17 protein-coding genes are annotated in these 15664 nt (G+C 67.7%); 10 read left to right on the forward strand and 7 right to left on the reverse strand.

The window, feature by feature from the left end; genetic code table 11:
- Positions 1 to 9 precede the first annotated feature (9 nt).
- The 3 genes from ABIA36_RS05150 to ABIA36_RS05160 are packed head-to-tail and all read left to right on the forward strand — an operon-like array spanning position 10 to position 2745.
- A complete protein-coding gene (locus ABIA36_RS05150; protein ID WP_369961202.1) occupies positions 10 to 144 on the forward strand; it encodes a hypothetical protein in 135 nt (44 codons plus the stop codon).
- A gap of 13 nt (positions 145 to 157) precedes the next feature.
- Positions 158 to 1078 (forward strand): ATP-binding cassette domain-containing protein, encoded by a 921-nt coding sequence (locus tag ABIA36_RS05155; RefSeq protein WP_369961203.1) that lies wholly within the window; start codon positions 158 to 160, stop codon positions 1076 to 1078.
- Positions 1075 to 2745 (forward strand): ABC transporter permease, encoded by a 1671-nt coding sequence (locus tag ABIA36_RS05160; protein ID WP_369961204.1) that lies wholly within the window; start codon positions 1075 to 1077, stop codon positions 2743 to 2745. Before ABIA36_RS05155 ends, ABIA36_RS05160 begins: the two co-directional genes overlap by 4 nt.
- Positions 2746 to 2787: 42 nt before the next feature.
- Here the strand turns inward: ABIA36_RS05160 and ABIA36_RS05165 are convergent, their stop codons facing one another.
- Positions 2788 to 3684, reverse strand: coding sequence for a universal stress protein (locus ABIA36_RS05165; protein WP_369961205.1), 897 nt, complete (start codon positions 3682 to 3684; stop codon positions 2788 to 2790).
- Between the two features lie 2 nt (positions 3685 to 3686).
- Complete coding sequence (locus ABIA36_RS05170; protein WP_369961206.1) at positions 3687 to 4178, reverse strand: pyridoxamine 5'-phosphate oxidase family protein; 492 nt, start codon at positions 4176 to 4178, stop codon at positions 3687 to 3689.
- A 110-nt stretch (positions 4179 to 4288) separates the two neighbouring features.
- Here ABIA36_RS05170 and ABIA36_RS05175 point away from each other — a divergent pair, with 110 nt between their 5' ends.
- The 4 genes from ABIA36_RS05175 to ABIA36_RS05190 all read left to right on the forward strand — a co-directional run bounded on the left by ABIA36_RS05175 (position 4289) and on the right by ABIA36_RS05190 (position 8781).
- Positions 4289 to 4591 carry a DUF5652 family protein gene (locus tag ABIA36_RS05175; protein ID WP_369961207.1) on the forward strand — a complete coding sequence of 101 codons (303 nt, stop codon included), beginning with the start codon at positions 4289 to 4291 and terminating at the stop codon, positions 4589 to 4591.
- A gap of 250 nt (positions 4592 to 4841) precedes the next feature.
- Positions 4842 to 6473: an ABC1 kinase family protein gene (locus ABIA36_RS05180; protein WP_369961208.1), complete on the forward strand. Its 1632-nt coding sequence runs from the start codon at positions 4842 to 4844 to the stop codon at positions 6471 to 6473.
- A 51-nt stretch (positions 6474 to 6524) separates the two neighbouring features.
- The gene (locus ABIA36_RS05185; protein ID WP_369961210.1) at positions 6525 to 7442 is read left to right on the forward strand and encodes an alpha/beta hydrolase; all 918 of its coding nucleotides are present in this window, start codon (positions 6525 to 6527) and stop codon (positions 7440 to 7442) included.
- A gap of 283 nt (positions 7443 to 7725) precedes the next feature.
- Positions 7726 to 8781: a zinc-dependent alcohol dehydrogenase family protein gene (locus ABIA36_RS05190; RefSeq protein WP_369961211.1), complete on the forward strand. Its 1056-nt coding sequence runs from the start codon at positions 7726 to 7728 to the stop codon at positions 8779 to 8781.
- 45 nt (positions 8782 to 8826) lie between these two features.
- On the opposite strand, the gene ABIA36_RS05195 is transcribed toward ABIA36_RS05190, so the two are convergent.
- Positions 8827 to 9291 carry a pyridoxamine 5'-phosphate oxidase family protein gene (locus ABIA36_RS05195; RefSeq protein WP_369961212.1) on the reverse strand — a complete coding sequence of 155 codons (465 nt, stop codon included), beginning with the start codon at positions 9289 to 9291 and terminating at the stop codon, positions 8827 to 8829.
- Between the two features lie 298 nt (positions 9292 to 9589).
- On the opposite strand from ABIA36_RS05195, the gene ABIA36_RS05200 reads away from it, so the two are divergent.
- The 3 genes from ABIA36_RS05200 to ABIA36_RS05210 all read left to right on the forward strand — a co-directional run bounded on the left by ABIA36_RS05200 (position 9590) and on the right by ABIA36_RS05210 (position 11735).
- Positions 9590 to 10255 carry a DUF805 domain-containing protein gene (locus ABIA36_RS05200; protein WP_369961213.1) on the forward strand — a complete coding sequence of 222 codons (666 nt, stop codon included), beginning with the start codon at positions 9590 to 9592 and terminating at the stop codon, positions 10253 to 10255.
- Between the two features lie 171 nt (positions 10256 to 10426).
- Positions 10427 to 11380: an SDR family NAD(P)-dependent oxidoreductase gene (locus ABIA36_RS05205; RefSeq protein ID WP_369961214.1), complete on the forward strand. Its 954-nt coding sequence runs from the start codon at positions 10427 to 10429 to the stop codon at positions 11378 to 11380.
- A 145-nt stretch (positions 11381 to 11525) separates the two neighbouring features.
- The gene (locus ABIA36_RS05210; protein WP_369961215.1) at positions 11526 to 11735 is read left to right on the forward strand and encodes a DUF1918 domain-containing protein; all 210 of its coding nucleotides are present in this window, start codon (positions 11526 to 11528) and stop codon (positions 11733 to 11735) included.
- Positions 11736 to 11786: 51 nt separating this feature from the next.
- Here the strand turns inward: ABIA36_RS05210 and ABIA36_RS05215 are convergent, their stop codons facing one another.
- The 4 genes from ABIA36_RS05215 to ABIA36_RS05230 form a co-directional block, all read right to left on the reverse strand.
- The gene (locus ABIA36_RS05215; RefSeq protein WP_369961216.1) at positions 11787 to 12476 is read right to left on the reverse strand and encodes a BON domain-containing protein; all 690 of its coding nucleotides are present in this window, start codon (positions 12474 to 12476) and stop codon (positions 11787 to 11789) included.
- A 29-nt stretch (positions 12477 to 12505) separates the two neighbouring features.
- The gene (locus ABIA36_RS05220; RefSeq protein WP_369961217.1) at positions 12506 to 13471 is read right to left on the reverse strand and encodes a YbhN family protein; all 966 of its coding nucleotides are present in this window, start codon (positions 13469 to 13471) and stop codon (positions 12506 to 12508) included.
- A 61-nt stretch (positions 13472 to 13532) separates the two neighbouring features.
- Positions 13533 to 14603, reverse strand: coding sequence for an alcohol dehydrogenase catalytic domain-containing protein (locus ABIA36_RS05225; RefSeq protein ID WP_369961218.1), 1071 nt, complete (start codon positions 14601 to 14603; stop codon positions 13533 to 13535).
- Positions 14604 to 14703: 100 nt separating this feature from the next.
- Entirely contained in the window at positions 14704 to 15564 is an 861-nt protein-coding gene (locus ABIA36_RS05230) for a universal stress protein (RefSeq protein ID WP_369961219.1), read from the reverse strand.
- Positions 15565 to 15664 lie beyond the last annotated feature (100 nt).

A 15664-nucleotide genomic window follows, 5' to 3' on the forward strand; every position in this document is an offset into this window, starting at 1 on the left:
AACTTCGACATGAACATTCACTCACCCGCTCTGCGGCTCACCAGCGCGGCCATCGCCGTCCGGGCCGCGCCCGCGGTGGCGCCTGCGCAGGAAGCGCAGCCGGTCCTGACGAGCGAGCCGCCTCGGCAGTACCGGCATCGATGAAGAGGAGTCCGACATGTCGATCACCGGTGCGCCCGTCGAAGTCCGCGGCCTCCGCAAGTCGTTCGGGCGCACCGTCGCACTCGACGGCTTGGACCTGACCGTCGGCGCGGGGCAGATCGCGGGGTTCCTCGGCCCGAACGGGTCGGGGAAGACCACCACCCTGCGCGTCCTGCTCGGGTTGCTGCGGGCGGAGGCGACGACTCTGCGCGTCCTGGGCGCCGACCCGTGGACAGCCGCGGTCGAACTGCATCGCAGAATCGCGTACGTCCCCGGCGACGTCAACCTGTGGCCGAACCTCACGGGCGGCCAGATCATCGACATCCTCAGCAGGCTGAGAGGCGGGGTACGACCGGCCCGCCGAGACGAGCTCGTGCAACGCTTCGAGCTCGACCCGTCGAAGAGGGCCCGCGCCTACTCGAAGGGCAATCGGCAGAAGGTCGCGCTGATCGCGGCGCTGGCATCGGACGCCGAGCTGCTGCTGCTCGACGAGCCGACCGCAGGCCTCGACCCGATCATGGACGCCGAGTTCCGCACCTGCATCAGGCAGGTGCAAGCCGACGGCGGGTCCGTTCTGCTGTCAAGCCACATCTTCGCGGAGGTCGAACGGCTGTGCGACACCGTGACGATCATCCGCAAAGGCCGCACCGTCGAAGCGGGGACACTCGCCGAACTCCGGCATCTGAGTCGCACGACCGTCTCGGTCGTCCTCGAGGACGCAGGCGGCGGCCTGTCCCGGACCGCCGGCGTCCACGACCTCGCCCTGGACGGGCCGCGGGCCACGTTCACGGTCGCCGACGAGGATCTCGGGACCGTGCTGGCCGCACTCGCCCCGCTGAAGCCGCGCTCGCTGATCTGCACACCGCCTTCCCTGGAGGAGATCTTCCTCCGGCACTACGGCGCCGAGCTCTCCGCCCTCGGCACCCCCGTCTCATGAACGCCTCCGCGACCGCCGCGTCGCTCGGACGACCGGCCTCCCCCACGACCGGATCGACGCCCCGGGCGGACCTGCACGGACTCCACCACATGCTGCGGTTCGTCATCGCACGCAACTGGCTGCGGCTGCTGGTCTGGGCGGTTGTGCTCGTGGGCATGATCCCGCTGGTCTACGAGTCGCAGCGCTCGGCCTTCCCGACCCAGGCGTCGCGGGAGGCGTACGCGCACATCGCCGACACACCATCGGTCGCGGCGCTGACGGGCACCCCCTACGCGGCGAACACGCTCGGCGGCATCCTCGTCCTCAAGATCTGGATGACGCTCGCGCTCAGCCTCGCGTTGGCCACGATCTTCCTCGTCACCCGCAACGGTCGGGCCGACGAGGAGGACGGGCGTGCGGAACTGCTGAGGGCGAACGCGCTCGGACTGCACGCCTACACCGTAGCGAACTACCTCGTCGTCGGAGCCTTCGACCTCGTCGTCGGAGCCGCGATCGCGGTGACCGCCGCGGCGCTGACCCTCCCCGTCGCAGGCAGCCTGCTGCTCGGGGGCTCGCTCGCAGCTGTCGGGCTGTTCTTCCTCGGCGTCTCCGCACTCTTCGGCCAGCTGGTGTCCACCGGACGCGGCGCCAACGGGTGGAGTACCGCCGTCGTCGGCGGCCTGTTCGTGATCCGCGCGGTCGGCGACCTCAACGGGACGGGAACCTCACCGTCCTGGGTCTCCTGGCTTTCCCCGATCGGCTGGGGACAGGGGATGAGGCCGTACGGCGAGAACCGGTGGTGGCCCGCGGCGCTGCTGGTCGGCGTGGCGGCCTTGCTTTGCGCGATCGCCCTCCTGCTCGAGGGCCGCCGCGACCTCGGCGCCGGCGTCCTCGCGGATCGCCCTGGGGCTCCACGCGCGGGAGGCTTCATCGCCACGCCCTTCGGGCTCGCAGTGCGTCAGCAGCGCGGGGTCCTCATCGGCTGGTTCACGGGCGTGATCGTCATGGCCGTCCTGTACGGTTCGGTGGCGACCGCCATCGCGAGCCTGCTGGGCTCCAACCCGTTGTTCGCGGCCTACATCGGCGGCCACACCTCCACCTTCGTCAACGCGATCCTGGGCTGGCTGGTGATGCTGAACGCGATCGTCGCCAGCGCGTTCGCCGTTCAGAGCGCACTGCAAGCGCGCGGCGAGGAGGCCTCCGGGTTCGCCGAGCCCCAGCTCGCCGGGAGCATCTCGCGGCTGCGCTGGTCCTCCTCTCGGCTGCTCGTCGCGGCACTCGGCTCCGCCCTCCTGCTAGCCGTCAGCGGATTCGTCCTGGGCGCGGCGTACGGCGCGTCCCAGTCGGACTTCTCCCCGGCCTGGACGCTGACCGGCGCATCCCTGGCCTATTTCCCCGCCGTCATGGTGAGCGCCGGGATCCCCGTGCTCCTCCTCGGCCTCGCTCCGCGGCTGGCCGGAGTTCTCTCCTGGAGCTATCTGAGCGCGATGGCGCTCCTCAGCTTCGCCGGGACGCTGTTCGGCCTGCCGTCCGAGATCGTCGACCACACGCCGCTGACGGCGACACCGCGGCTTCCGGCCGACGCCTTCGACGCCGTCCCGCTCGCGATCCTGGCGGTCATCGCTGTCGCGCTCTGGTCGATCGGGCTCATCACATTCTCCCGTCGCGACCTCGCCCTGGATGCGTGACACCGCACGCCGGCTCGGATGCCCGGGACCTGGGGACCCCCCTCACCAGTCGTCCGTGTCGTTCGGCCGGCTCGGCACGACGAACGAGTACTCCTTCGGCGTGACCAGCACCGGGCACGGGAGGTTCAACAGCACGTCGTGGCTGACCGACCCGAGCAGGGACGCCGCGAAGCGTCCGCGGCCGCGCGTTCCGACGACGATGGCGACGGCTCCCGCGCCGTGCTCGATGAGCGCTTCGGCCGGATTCTTCCGCACCACGATCGGGCTGATCGGCGCCGGGCGGGCGATCGGGACGTCGGCGATCGCCTCCGGGATCACGGCCTGCTCCCGCTTCAGGAATGCCGGGTCGGCGTGCTCTCCGGAGTCGAGGGCGGAGTGGAGGGCCTCCGGCACATCCCAGGCGTGCACGGCCTCGACCTGCGCACCGGTCCAGCTCGCCTCGGTCACGGCGAGTGCCAGCGCGGAGCGCGCCAACACGGAACGGTCGACGCCGACGACAACCACGTTCCGCTCGGGGCGCGAGGACGCTGGGATCACCGCGACGGCGCAGTCGGCCCTCGCCGCGAGCTTCAGCGGGAGGGTGCCGACCCGCGCTCCGCTCAGCAGCGGTCCCTTGTCGGTCCCCACCACCAGCAGCGTGGCGCCCGCCGCCGCACCGAGGAGCGCACTCGCGGGTGGGCCCTCGACCCAGCGGACCTCCACCGCCACGTCCGGCGCGAGTGCGCGAACATGGTTCCTCGCCTGCTTCAACCCGGTCTCGGCCGTCGTCACCAGATCGAACCGGGGACCGAAGACGGCCCCGCCGACGCGGATATCGATCGCGTGCACCACCTCCAGGGCTCCCCCGCGCACTGCGATCCGGTCGGTCGCCCAGTCGAGGGCCCGCCACGCCGACGGCGAGCCGTCGAACCCGACGACCGTGCGCCCGTCTGTCGCCATCGTTACCAGTCCCCCTCCGAGCGCCCGGTCAGAGCGTGCAACCTCACTCGGAACACCACGGCGGCGGCGGATGGCTGACCGACCTGCGGCCGCGCCTCAGGGAGCCGCGGGATGTCGAGGGTGCGCATCATCCCCAGCTCGGCCCCGGGGTGACCATCGGGGAACGCGGACACGAGCGGTCGGTAACGATCGACCAGCAGCTCGACTGCCGCCTTGGCCTCCGTGCCGACGAGCTGCTCGAAACGACCCCACCCGATGACGCTGCGCCACCGATCGATGTGGTCCAGTTCGTCCACTTCGAAACAGGCCTCCGGCTGCGTCCGCAACGCCTCCACCTTCCTGCCCTGCGCACTGTGACAGTACACGGCACCGTCACGATAGACATATGAGATCGGGACGACATACGGCTGTCCCTCGGCGATCATCCCGAGACGGCCGACCAGGCTGGTGCTCAACAGGTCGTCGATCTCGTCACGCGTCATCTGGGTGGGCATGTGGACTCCTCACATTGATCGGCTCGGTACCAAGCCTGCCCGCGGTTGGCCCCGCCGACCGGGACGTTCGACCCTTGCCGTTCCGCGGGCGCCCGCGGTCTGATGGCCCCATGAGAAACCACTACGAAGCGTCCCGGATGGGGATGCACGATGTGCCTCCCGCGGGCCGCGCGCTCGTCGTCGCGGTCGTCGCCTGGAGCCTCGCCTGGAAGGGCGCCTCACTGTGGCGCGCCGCCCGGAACGGCAGCAAGCCGTGGTTCGTCACGCTGCTGCTCACCAACACGCTCGGCGTCCTCGACGCCGTCTACCTGTTCGGCGTCGACCGCCGGCACGGCCCGGAGGAGCTCAAGGAGGTCGCGATCCTGAAGGCCACCGGCGAACCCGAGCAGGAGGGTCACCCGCAGGAGACCTGACCTGCCGGCACGACGCAGCCATAGCCACAGCCACAGCCACAAGACCTTCGGCCCGCCCGCTTCCCCCGCGAGGATCGCGTCATCTCACTGATCCGCTGGAATCGTGTCGGCGGCCATCGGAGATACACCACGATGATGGCTGGATACCTCGGCCGGGACGACAGTACGTGGCGGGTTTGGTTGAACAGGTGAGAGAACGACGCACTGAGCGGGCTTCCCCCTGGTCCGAGATCACGCCGAGAATAAGCCAATGAGTAGCCACTTGGGCCGATATGAGCAGGTCGGTGAAGTTCTCGGTCGTCATGGTCTCGGTTTCCTCGCCGACATCACCGGCGTCGGCCGCTGGTTCGGCCATCCGCGCGCGGCCGGCCGTGACCGGGCGACGACACCAGAACGCGTACGCCTGGCGCTCGAAGACCTCGGCCCCACCTTCATCAAGCTGGGGCAACTCCTCTCGACCCGTTCCGACCTGCTGCCGCCGCCCTACCTCACCGAACTCGCAAAGCTTCAGGACGCTGCACCTGTTGTGCCCCCCGAGGCGATCCTCGAGGCGATCCGAGCAGAACTCGGCGCCGATGTGGAGGAACTGTTCGCGGACTTCGACGTCCATCCCATTGCGTCCGCGTCGATCGGGCAGGCCCACGCTGCGCATTTGGAGGACGGAACGCCAGTGGTGGTCAAGGTGCGTCGGCCCGGCATTGTCCCCAAGGTCGAGGAGGATTTGGAGATCGTGCAGAACCTTGCCCGGCAGGCGAGCCGCCGCTGGGAACGCGCACGAGGCTACGACCTGGAGGGGATCGCGCAAGATTTCGCCATCAGCCTCCGGGCGGAGCTGGACTACGTGCAGGAAGGGCGAAATGCGGAGCGGTTCGCCGCAAACTTCAGCGCAGATCCTCAGGTGCTGATCCCGCGCATCATCTGGGAGAGGACGACTTCCCGCGTGCTGACGCTCGAGCGCATGACCGGAGTGAAGGTCAACGACCTCGCACGCCTCGACGCGGGCGGCATCGACCGCAAGGGCGTCGCCCGCCGCGGCGCCGAAATGATACTCAAGATGATCTTCCAAGACGGCTTCTTCCACGCCGATCCACACCCAGGAAACCTGTTCGTCACCCCCGACGGGAGCATCGCACTGATCGACTTCGGCATGGTGGGCGAGCTGAATGAGGAGCTGAAGCAGGAACTGACCGATTTCCTGATCGGGTTCACGCAAGCGAGTCCGTCGTTGCTCGCCTCCGCGCTGTACGCGCTCTGCGTCAGAAAAGAGCTGCAGGACCGGCCGCGGCTGGAACGGTCCTTGGCCGGATGGGTGTCCCAGTACGCCGGCCGACCGCTGAGCGAGGTCAACTTCACCCACCTCATCAGCCAACTGCTCGCCATGCTCCGCGAGCATCACCTCCAACTCCCGCGACACATGGCGCTGCTTTTCAAAGTGCTGATCATGGTCGAAGGCATGGGTGTCCAACTGGATCATGATTTTGCGCTCGGCGAAGTCCTCACCCCCTATGCGCGCCGCCTCGTGGAGGACCGGATCTCCATCACGGCAACCGCTCAGCGACTTCTGCGGGCGTCCAGCGACGCGGCCGAACTCTTCATCGATTCGCCCGGACGCCTGCGCCGAATCGTCGAGAATCTGGACACGTCAGGGTTCCAGATACATGTGCGCGCCGCCGAGGTGGAGCCCCTCGTCGGGCGTGCAGAGCGCATCGGAAACCGACTGGTCGCCGGAATGATCGCAGCCGCACTCATCAACGGAATCGGCGATCTCGTGGCCGCCCAGCGCAAAGGGCGGCCCTGGGTGACCGTCCTGATAACCGCAGGTCTGAGCACTATCGGGTCCCTCGTCGGGTACCTCTTGTGGACCGGCCGTCGCCGCGACTGAAAGGCCGCATACCCGCGGCCGCTGGTGTCCGGGTGACGCTACGGTGAGTGCATGAGCCGCGCCCGCACCGACGAGCTTCCACACCGGCCCATCCCCGGGCTCGGCCGCCGCCTGCTCCTCGGTTCGACGATCGTGCTGCTCTGTGCGCGGATCATCGCCGGCCTGCTCTCAGCGTCGCCGTGGCCGTCCGCTCTCGTCATCCGCAGGGCTTTCACCCAGGGCGCAGCCCACATCGTGACAGAGATGACGCCATTCGCGCCCACGTCCGGGATCAGCGCCACGACCGGTCTGCGCTACGCGCCCGGTTCCCCCGACACGACGTTCGACGTGTTCCGGCCGGACACGGCGGACGCGCCGCTGCCCGCCGTCGTTTGGATCCACGGCGGAGCCTGGATCTCCGGCGCCGCCGCCGACGTCGCCCCGTACCTGCGCATCCTCGCGTCGCACGGCTACGCCGCGGTCGGGCTGAACTACACCGTCGGCCCGGAAGCGGGCTATCCGACGGCGATCCGCCAGCTCAACGACGCGCTCGCGTACCTTGCCGGCAATGCCACGAGCCTCGGCATCGACCCGACCCGGATCGTGCTCGCGGGCGACTCCGCCGGTGCGCAGCTCGCCAGTCAGTTGGCGGTTCTGACCACCAACCCGGATTACGCTCGCCTGCTGGGAATCGTGCCGGCCCTCCGTGCGACGCAGCTCTCAGGTGTCATTCTGAACTGCGGTGTCTACGACCTCGATGCGCTCGCCGATCTGACAGGGATCAGGGCGTGGGGTTTCAAGACCGCGCTCTGGTCCTACGCCGGCGCCAAGGACTGGTCGCACACGTACGTGGGCGCACCATGTCGACCATCCGGCACATCACGGCCGACTTTCCACCCACCTACCTCTCCGGCGGCAACGGCGACGGCCTCACCCAGACCCAGTCCGTCCCGATGGCTGCGGCCCTCAGAGCGAAGGGCGTCGATGTGACGGAACGGTTCTGGCCGTCATCACACGAACCGGAGCTGCCGCACGAGTACCAGTTCCACCTGCGCCTGCCCGAGGCACGAGAGGCACTCTCGGCAACCATCGATTTCCTCGCCGCCCACACGCACTGATCGGGTGCGAGTTTCGTCTCGTGCGCGGCCCCACGTCTGCCGCTGGAAGAGTTTGTCTCTCGGGACCTTGTGCCCTGCCGGTGTGCGCGCGGCGACGCTTGACTCACCATGGTGCCGGATGTGCCGATGCGCCGTATGCGACTGAAGGAAGCGAAATGAAGGCTCTTGTGTACAACGGCCCCGGGGAGAAGAGCTGGACGGACATGCCGGATCCGGTGATCCAGCATCCGACCGACGTGATCGTGAAGATGGCCGCGACCACGATCTGCGGCACGGACCTCCACATCCTCAAGGGGGACGTTCCCGAAGTGGCCAAAGGCCGCATCCTCGGTCATGAGGGCATCGGCGTCATCACTGAAATCGGATCAGGAGTCACCCAGCTCGCCGTGGGCGATCGCGTCATCCTGGCCTGCGTCAGCTCCTGCGGCGTGTGCTCGAACTGCCGTAAAGGCCTCTACAGTCACTGCTTGAATCCGGAGGGTACCCCGGGGATCGGTTGGATCCTCGGTTACATGATCGACGGCACCCAAGCCGAATACGTTCGGGTGCCCTTCGCGGAGAACTCCGTGTACAAGGTTCCGGATGGCGTCACCGACGCCGAGGGCATCCTGCTGTCCGACATCCTCCCCACCGGGTTCGAGATCGGAGTGCGATACGGGAATGTCCAGCCCGGCGACGTGGTCGCCGTGATCGGCGCAGGACCGGTGGGGCTCGCCGCGGTGATGACGGCACAACTGTACGGCCCGTCCAAAGTCGTCGCCATCGACCTGGACGATGCCCGACTCGCTCGAGCAGCGGACTTTGGAGCCACCAAGACCGTGAATTCCGGCCAGGAGGATTGGAAAGAACAGGTGCTCGCTCTCACCGATGGGGACGGCGTCGACGTTGCAATCGAGGCGGTAGGCATCCCTCAGACGTTCACGATGGCAGTCGACATCGTTCGGCCTGGCGGGCACGTCGCCAACATCGGCGTGCACGGCAAGCCCGTCGAACTCGCGCTCAACAAACTATGGATCCGCAACCTCACCATCTCGACCGGGCTGGTAAACACCAACACACTCGGCATGCTGCTGAAACTGGTCAGCCAACACCGCTTGCCCGCCGACAAGTTCGTCACACACCGCTTCAGCTTCGACCAGCTGACCGACGCGTACGAGGTGTTCGGGCACGCCGCGGAACACGATGCACTCAAGGTCCTCATTCAGGCATAGGGCGCCCACTGCCGGCAGCGACCGCCGCCATTCGAGGAGGCGTGGTCATTCGGACGTCTCGCTGCGCCGCGTTGCATGGACGTGCCGGGAGATACGCCGACCGCTGATGATGTGGGGATCGATGGCCACATAGACATAGGTTTGCGTCGGCACCCAGTCCGGCCATGAAAGCTGCTCAACCCGCCGGATCTGGGTCGGATCATGCAGAACCCGAGCCGTCCCCCGGAGGGAGATGCTCCAGGCATCCTCCCCGTCGCGCTCGTCCACTTCGAAAGCGACGGCAGAGTTGGCGGTCAGGTGCCGAAGCTTCGTCCCATCCGCCGTGCGGAACACCACCTCTCGCTCCGTCACCGCATAATCGACGGGAAAGATCTCAGGCTGGTTATCAGCACTCAGTCCCACCCGGCCGAACGAGCGCTTCTCCAGAATCGCCCAGCAGTTGTCTTCGCTGAGCACCGTCGCCGGCCCTTGCGGGGACCAGATGTCCTCGTCCCGATTCACTGCGTTCATAGCGACCTTCCTCCACCGTCCGCCCAGTATCCGGCTGCTCTCTGCAAGGGAGAAGAGGCCTTGGTCCTACGGAAAGGGTTCGCATACCTGGGCCCGGGGACGGGTCGGAGGAGCGAGGCGGCGCCAACGCTCGGCAGCAGTTTTATCGGAGTGCCCACATGAGGGCATTCAGCTCGGGCAAAATGAGCGGCTCAGCAAGACGAGGTCTCGACTGCAGTAAAGCTGCACCCCGTGCGTCGTGGCGTGGAAGTAGGCTGACCGCGACCGTCGCACCCGCCGTTGGCTCAGGGGGTCCGCCATGATCGCACCCGAATCGCAGGCTCAGCAACGCGTGCCCCTCTGGGCGCCTTACTACCGTGCGCCATTCGGTGAGGCCTTCGTGCGCTACTGGAAGAAGTACGCGCGCTTCGACGGTCGAGCCAGCCGCAGCGAATACTGGTGGTGGGCTCTCACCGACGCGCTGATCGTCGTCGTCCTCTACGCGATGGGCTGGATGGGCGCGCTCATCGGCTCGTCCACCGACGCCGGAGGCAGCTTCAGGCCAGGGCCCGGGATTGCCGTCGGCATCATCCTCCTCGTCGCGTGGTGGCTCGCCACGGTGATCCCCGGCCTCGCTCTCGCGGCGCGCCGCCTGCACGACGTCGACTTGAGCGGCCTGTTTCTCCTGCTCTTGCTCATCCCGAGCCTGGGCGGCTTCGCGATCTTCGTGATGACGCTTCTTCCTCCCAACCCGCGCGGAGCCCGGTTCGACCGCCCCGACAACGAGGTGCCCGGCTACACCGTGATCGTCCCCGGCGCAGTGCTCCCGCCGCGCGACTACGGATGGCCTCAGTCGCCGCTGCCGTATGCGGGCCCGGCCGGCGGCCAGCCGTTATACACAGCCCCGCAGCCGCCTGCGACCCCGCCCGGCGAACCGCCGGCGCAAACCCCCACTCCGCCCCGAAATCCGCCGCCGGCAGAATAGCCGGGCCCGCGACGCGATTACGACTTCAGCCCAGCAGGGGTTTTGTCCACTCACCGGGACATCTAGTCTGCTCGTGTGATGTGAACTGCCACGACTATGCAACGCTGGACCCGTGACCCCCTCTGGGCCGCTCCCGTCGTCCCCCAGCCGCGCGAGAACAAGGTGAAAGACATGCAACCCAGACGTGTCAACGAACTCGAACACGACGGCCGGCGCCTCACCCCGACGACTACGACGAGCTCGATCCGCACAGGATCCGCCAGCCTGAGGCCGTCCCCGCTCGCAGGCCGCGTCGCCGTCGTCACCGGCTCCACGCGCGGACTCGGGCTGGCGATGGCACGCGTGCTCGGCCGAAGCGGCGCCACCGTGGTCGTGTCCTCGCGCAGCGCCGCCCATGTCCAGGCCGCCGTCGACGCCCTGCGGACCGAAGGCCTCGACGTCACCGGCCTGACCTGCGACACCACGGTCCTCTCCGACGTGGAAGCACTTCGCGACCACGCCCTCGCCCAAGGGACCCTGGCCATCTGGGTCAACAACGCGGGCGTTTCCGGAGTCTACGGACCGACCGCCAGCACGCCGGTCGACGACTTCACAACCGTGGTACGGACGAACATCCTCGGCACCTTCCACGGCTCCCGGGTTGCCCTGCCCGTCTTCCTCGAGCAAGGATTCGGCGACCTCGTCAACCTATACGGCGAAGGCGACCGCGGACCTGTCGCGATGCAGAACGCCTACGCGTCCAGCAAACGCTGGGTCCGCCAGTTCACGGAGACGCTGCAACGCGAGACAAGACGCTCCCGCGTCCGCGTCCACGGAATGAACCCCGGGCTGGTCACCACCGAGCTCCTCACCAGGATCACCGCGCAGAAAGGATACGAAGGGCGGCTCGACGTCTTCCCCGTCATCATCGCCCTGTGGGGCCGCACACCGGCCGAGGCCGCCTCTCCCCTGCTCCGGCTCGTCACGACGACCCGACCCGTCTACCGCGGGCTCCACGGGCTGAGCCTCGTGACCCGCGCGGTGCGAAGCATTGCCACGGGTCGCCTCCGCGCCACGAACCGCGCACGATTGCAGGTGTCGACCCTCGATCCTGAAGACGCGTCGAGACGCGGTGATGATCGGTGACCCCTGCGACACTCGATTCGCAGCTCCGTACCGCCCGAACGCGACGACCCCGTCGAACGCAAAAGGACTTACGGCCTGCGACCACGATCCGCAACCGGGTACGGTCGAGGCCACGACGGGTGGTCCGTGAGAGGAGCTGAGCGAGATGCAGGCGAAAGCGGGAGACTTCTTGGTCATCGAATCGAACCACCTCGAGGAGCCGCCCAGAGTCGGGTACATCGAAGAGGTTCACGGCGAGGACGGCGCACCACCGTACGTCGTCAAATGGGAGGAGGACGGCCGCACCACGATCGTCTTCCCGGGATCGGACGCGCACATCGATCACCGCGACTCCACGACGAACGCACGGGGATAGGCGGCCCCCCTGCTCGCAACGCTTCGAGGCCGGGCGACTGCTCGGCGTCCCCTATCGGCCGTCGCCCAGGTGCACGACGAGCTGATTGTGGACCTGCGTCACGTTCGGCGAAGACCACGCCGTGAGTTCCGCCTCGTGCTTCTCAATCCAGGAACGCACCGGGCCGCTGAGAGTCAACTCCGTCCCTTCGACCGTGACCACGATGTTGCGCGCGTCCAAAGCAGCATTGCGAATGATCGCTTCACGGACCCGATGCTCGACATCCTGCGCATCCGGGCGGCCCGTCAACTGAATCCGGTTGTCGACGGCGTGCACGCCGTCGATCCTGCGCACCGCCTTCGCCGCAGCCGTGCGCTGATAGTTCCAGTCGACCAGGCCGCTCAGGATCACCATGTGCCCCTGCACCTCGAGGTGGATCCGGTCCTGCGGGATCCCGGACGTCCAACGGAGGACATCGTCGACCGCCTTCGCTAGCTCCAGACCCTCCGGTTCCCCGAGGATGTGGCGAAGATGCAGTTCGTCGTTCACGGCACGCACCCCGACCACCCGCTGGGCCGCGATCACCGCCGTGAGGCGCTGACTGAGCGACCCCACCTCGCCGCTGAGAGTGACGACGCCGCCATCGACCGCGACGCCGATGTGGGCCGGGTCCTCCAGACCGGGTTGCCATCCCAATTCGGACTGGACATCGTGACGTATTTTCAGGTCCTCCGCGGAATGCGTGACAGTCCTCGTGTTCATGGTGCAAGGTTGCAGCTTCCGATGTTTGGTCAGGAGGGGCGAAAGTCCCGCCGTTCCACCTCGAGCCACAGCGCGCTGAGACCACCGAACGGGATCGGGAGCCAGAACTCCAGGGCGCGCCACCCCAGGACGCCCAGCAATGCGGTGTCCGCCGGCACCCCGAAGGCGACGAGCGCCGGAACAAGGACGCCCTCCACAAGTCCGAGTCCGCCCGGTGTGATCGGCAGCTGCGCGAGCACCGTGGCGACGCCGTAAGCGGACAGCAATGGTCCGGGTGCGACCGGGGAACCTAGCGCTGCGAGGATCAGCCACAGGGAGAGCGCGTCCAAAAGCCAGTTGCCTAGCGCTAGCCCTGCGCACAAGACAAGACGCCTCGGTCGCTGCCCGAGCACGGTCAGTTGGTCACGCGCCGAAGCGATGATCGTGGTGAGGTGAAGCCGACGCAGCGCCGGCGCCCGATCCTCGAGTCGCCCGACCGTCTCCGAAAGCCAGGCCGTGCGCTGGAGGACGACCCAGACAACGAATCCGACGACGAGGAGAAGAGCCGCAACGGAGGTCGCCGCCCATGCTTGCGGCGCGGTGAACGGGCCGACCCCACGTGCGAGCAGCAGCCCGACAAGGAACAGCAGACCCAGCGCAACGTTGGAGATCGCGACTTCGACCGAGGCCGCGGCAAGGGCGCGTGAGGGACGTATGCCGCGCCCTACGAACATCCGGAACCGGGCCGCGCCTGCAACGCTCCCGCCACCTGGCACCGTGTGGTTGACGGCCAGATCGGCCAGATCGATGCGTAGGGCCGCCCCGTAGCCGAGTCCTCGCCCGACGATGGCCTTCGTCATGGCGCTGTAGCAGAGCAGCGAGCACAGCTGAGCCACCGCGGCCAGCGAAAGCATGGTAATCGGAATCCGGCCGAGACGGGGCAAAATCCGGGCACCGTCCTGCCACTGGGGGACGACGATGAGCCAGATCCCGAGCATCATGAGCGCCGCGGACACCGCACGCAGAACCCAGCGCCACCAGGACCCTCGCCGAGACGTCCTGTTCGAAGGCCGGGTCTCAGTCAACGTCCGGCGACTCGGCGGCGTTCCCCTCACCGATCTCGACGGGAAGTCCCGAGTCGTAGACGAAGACCAGTCGTGCGGGCACCTCACCAGCGAGGACGCTCGCCACGGCCCGGTTGACGTCACGGATATCGCGGCGAGCGGCGACCACCCTGGTGCGTCCCGCTGCGTGCAATGCGAAGACCTCGGTGAGATCCTGTCGGGTGCCGACAATGGAACCGATGATCGAAATGCCCCTGAGCACGGTGTCGAAGACAGGGACGGTCAGGGTCCCCTCGGCGGGAAGAGAGACGAGAACGAGCCGGCCTCCCCGATTGAGCGAGCGGTACGCCTGGTCGAAGACGCTCGATGCGACGGCGAGGACGATCGCCACGTCCGCCCCTCCGAGATGATGGATGACCGTGGCAGGGTCCACGTCTCTCGAATTGATTGCATGGTCGGCACCGAGCTCCACGGCCAGCTCGAGCTTGTCCTCCTCGATGTCCACCGCGACCACCTGGGCTCCGACGAGACGCGCATACTGTACGGCCAGGTGGCCGAGACCACCGATGCCGAACACCGCGACCCGCTCACCTGGGATCACATGAGCGGCCTTGACCGCGGCGTAGGTGGTGACACCGGCGCACGTGAGCGGTGCTGCGTCGATGGGCGACACATCCTCCGGCACCGGAACCGCGAACCGTGCGTCCGCGAGCGCGTACTCGGCGTAAGCACCATCGACGGCGTAGCCGGTGTTGTACTGCTGCTCGCACAGGTTCTCCCGGCCGTCGACGCAGTAGCGGCACTCACCGCAGGCATGCCCGAGCCACGGCATCGCGACACGCTGGCCCAGCGTGCGAGAGGTCACCCCATCACCGAGACGCTCGACTATCCCCACCCCCTCGTGCCCGGGAATAAAGGGCAGGGTGGGCTTGACCGGCCAGTCGCCGTCGATGGCGTGGATATCCGTATGACATAGGCCGCACGCCTCCAGACGCACGAGCACCTGTCCAGGTCCCGGCGACGGGATCGGACGCTCCTCCACGATCAGCGGCTGCTGGAACTGGGTGACGACGGCTGCGCGCATGGCAACTCCTTCCGGTGCGCCCCAGTGTGTCCGCTGAGCACTCGCGAGGGATGGGCCGAAGGTCCCCCTGCAAGCCTCGGGCGTCGAAGTGGATCTCAGCTCAAATCAGGCACTCGGGCGCCACAACGATCGTGGGCACCCGGATCGCCAGGATCAGCGCGTGACTGACCGAGCCGAGCATCCAACGGTCGAACCCGCGCGACTGTTCGGTGCCGACGACCAGAAGCGCCGCATCGTCAAGACTCGACAGGATCGCGTTCCTCGGGTCGTCCCGGACCAGCTCGGCCGTCACGATCAGGTCCGGGTTCGCCGCGCGCACCGTGCGCGCGACCGACTGGAGTATGGCGTCATGCTCTTTCTCGAGGTCGATCGTGAAACGGCCGTCAGGCTGCTGCACCTCGGGGATCCCGACCAGAGGTTCGAGCCAGGCATGCACCAGCCGGAGCTCACCGCCGAGCCGCCTGGCCTCCCGGGCAGCGAATCGCGCCGCTTTCAGCGACACCTCCGAGCCATCGACGCCCACGACGACCGTCCTCAGGTCCAGGCCGGGGAGCGCGGGGATGACCGCCAGAGCCCCTCGGGCGCGCGCCGCCAGCTGCGCACCCAGCGACCAGTCGTAGCGCACCAGCGGCCAGTGCCGTCTGCCGGTGCCGACCACCACGAGGTTGTCCGCGCGCGAGAAGCTCCGCAGCTCGTCGCGACGGTCGGCCACCATCACATGCGTGGTGATCCTCAGGCCCCCGTTGGCTTCGGATACGCGCTCCGCTTTCGTATCGGCGGCAACGTGGCGGCGCGCGACGAGCTCGGCCGTGACGACCTGACCCGGTGCGAGCGCGGCGGGATCCTCGATATCGACCAGCACGATTCCGTCGGGCTCTGCTTTGGCCCGCTCAACGGCCCACGCGAGCGCCACGTCGGATTCCGCTGAGCCGTCCCATCCGACGATCGTCCTGTCGGTCATGAGCTCTCCTCCCTCAATGGGACCTTCGTCGATGGATAGATATCAACCTCCCGGCTCCGACTCTCCCGAGCGGGCCGCTACGACGCATAGGGCACTAAGT

Source organism: Leifsonia sp. EB34 (assembly GCF_041260585.1).
Classification (GTDB): domain Bacteria; phylum Actinomycetota; class Actinomycetes; order Actinomycetales; family Microbacteriaceae; genus Leifsonia.

Coding starts and splice junctions, on each gene's coding strand:
- ABIA36_RS05150 (WP_369961202.1), top strand. CDS start 10: ATGAACATTCACTCACCCGCTCTGCGGCTCACCAGCGCGGCCATCGCC.
- ABIA36_RS05155 (WP_369961203.1), top strand. CDS start 158: ATGTCGATCACCGGTGCGCCCGTCGAAGTCCGCGGCCTCCGCAAGTCG.
- ABIA36_RS05160 (WP_369961204.1), top strand. CDS start 1,075: ATGAACGCCTCCGCGACCGCCGCGTCGCTCGGACGACCGGCCTCCCCC.
- ABIA36_RS05165 (WP_369961205.1), bottom strand. CDS start 3,684: ATGGCGACAGACGGGCGCACGGTCGTCGGGTTCGACGGCTCGCCGTCG.
- ABIA36_RS05170 (WP_369961206.1), bottom strand. CDS start 4,178: ATGCCCACCCAGATGACGCGTGACGAGATCGACGACCTGTTGAGCACC.
- ABIA36_RS05175 (WP_369961207.1), top strand. CDS start 4,289: ATGAGAAACCACTACGAAGCGTCCCGGATGGGGATGCACGATGTGCCT.
- ABIA36_RS05180 (WP_369961208.1), top strand. CDS start 4,842: ATGAGTAGCCACTTGGGCCGATATGAGCAGGTCGGTGAAGTTCTCGGT.
- ABIA36_RS05185 (WP_369961210.1), top strand. CDS start 6,525: ATGAGCCGCGCCCGCACCGACGAGCTTCCACACCGGCCCATCCCCGGG.
- ABIA36_RS05190 (WP_369961211.1), top strand. CDS start 7,726: ATGAAGGCTCTTGTGTACAACGGCCCCGGGGAGAAGAGCTGGACGGAC.
- ABIA36_RS05195 (WP_369961212.1), bottom strand. CDS start 9,291: ATGAACGCAGTGAATCGGGACGAGGACATCTGGTCCCCGCAAGGGCCG.
- ABIA36_RS05200 (WP_369961213.1), top strand. CDS start 9,590: ATGATCGCACCCGAATCGCAGGCTCAGCAACGCGTGCCCCTCTGGGCG.
- ABIA36_RS05205 (WP_369961214.1), top strand. CDS start 10,427: ATGCAACCCAGACGTGTCAACGAACTCGAACACGACGGCCGGCGCCTC.
- ABIA36_RS05210 (WP_369961215.1), top strand. CDS start 11,526: ATGCAGGCGAAAGCGGGAGACTTCTTGGTCATCGAATCGAACCACCTC.
- ABIA36_RS05215 (WP_369961216.1), bottom strand. CDS start 12,476: ATGAACACGAGGACTGTCACGCATTCCGCGGAGGACCTGAAAATACGT.
- ABIA36_RS05225 (WP_369961218.1), bottom strand. CDS start 14,603: ATGCGCGCAGCCGTCGTCACCCAGTTCCAGCAGCCGCTGATCGTGGAG.
- ABIA36_RS05230 (WP_369961219.1), bottom strand. CDS start 15,564: ATGACCGACAGGACGATCGTCGGATGGGACGGCTCAGCGGAATCCGAC.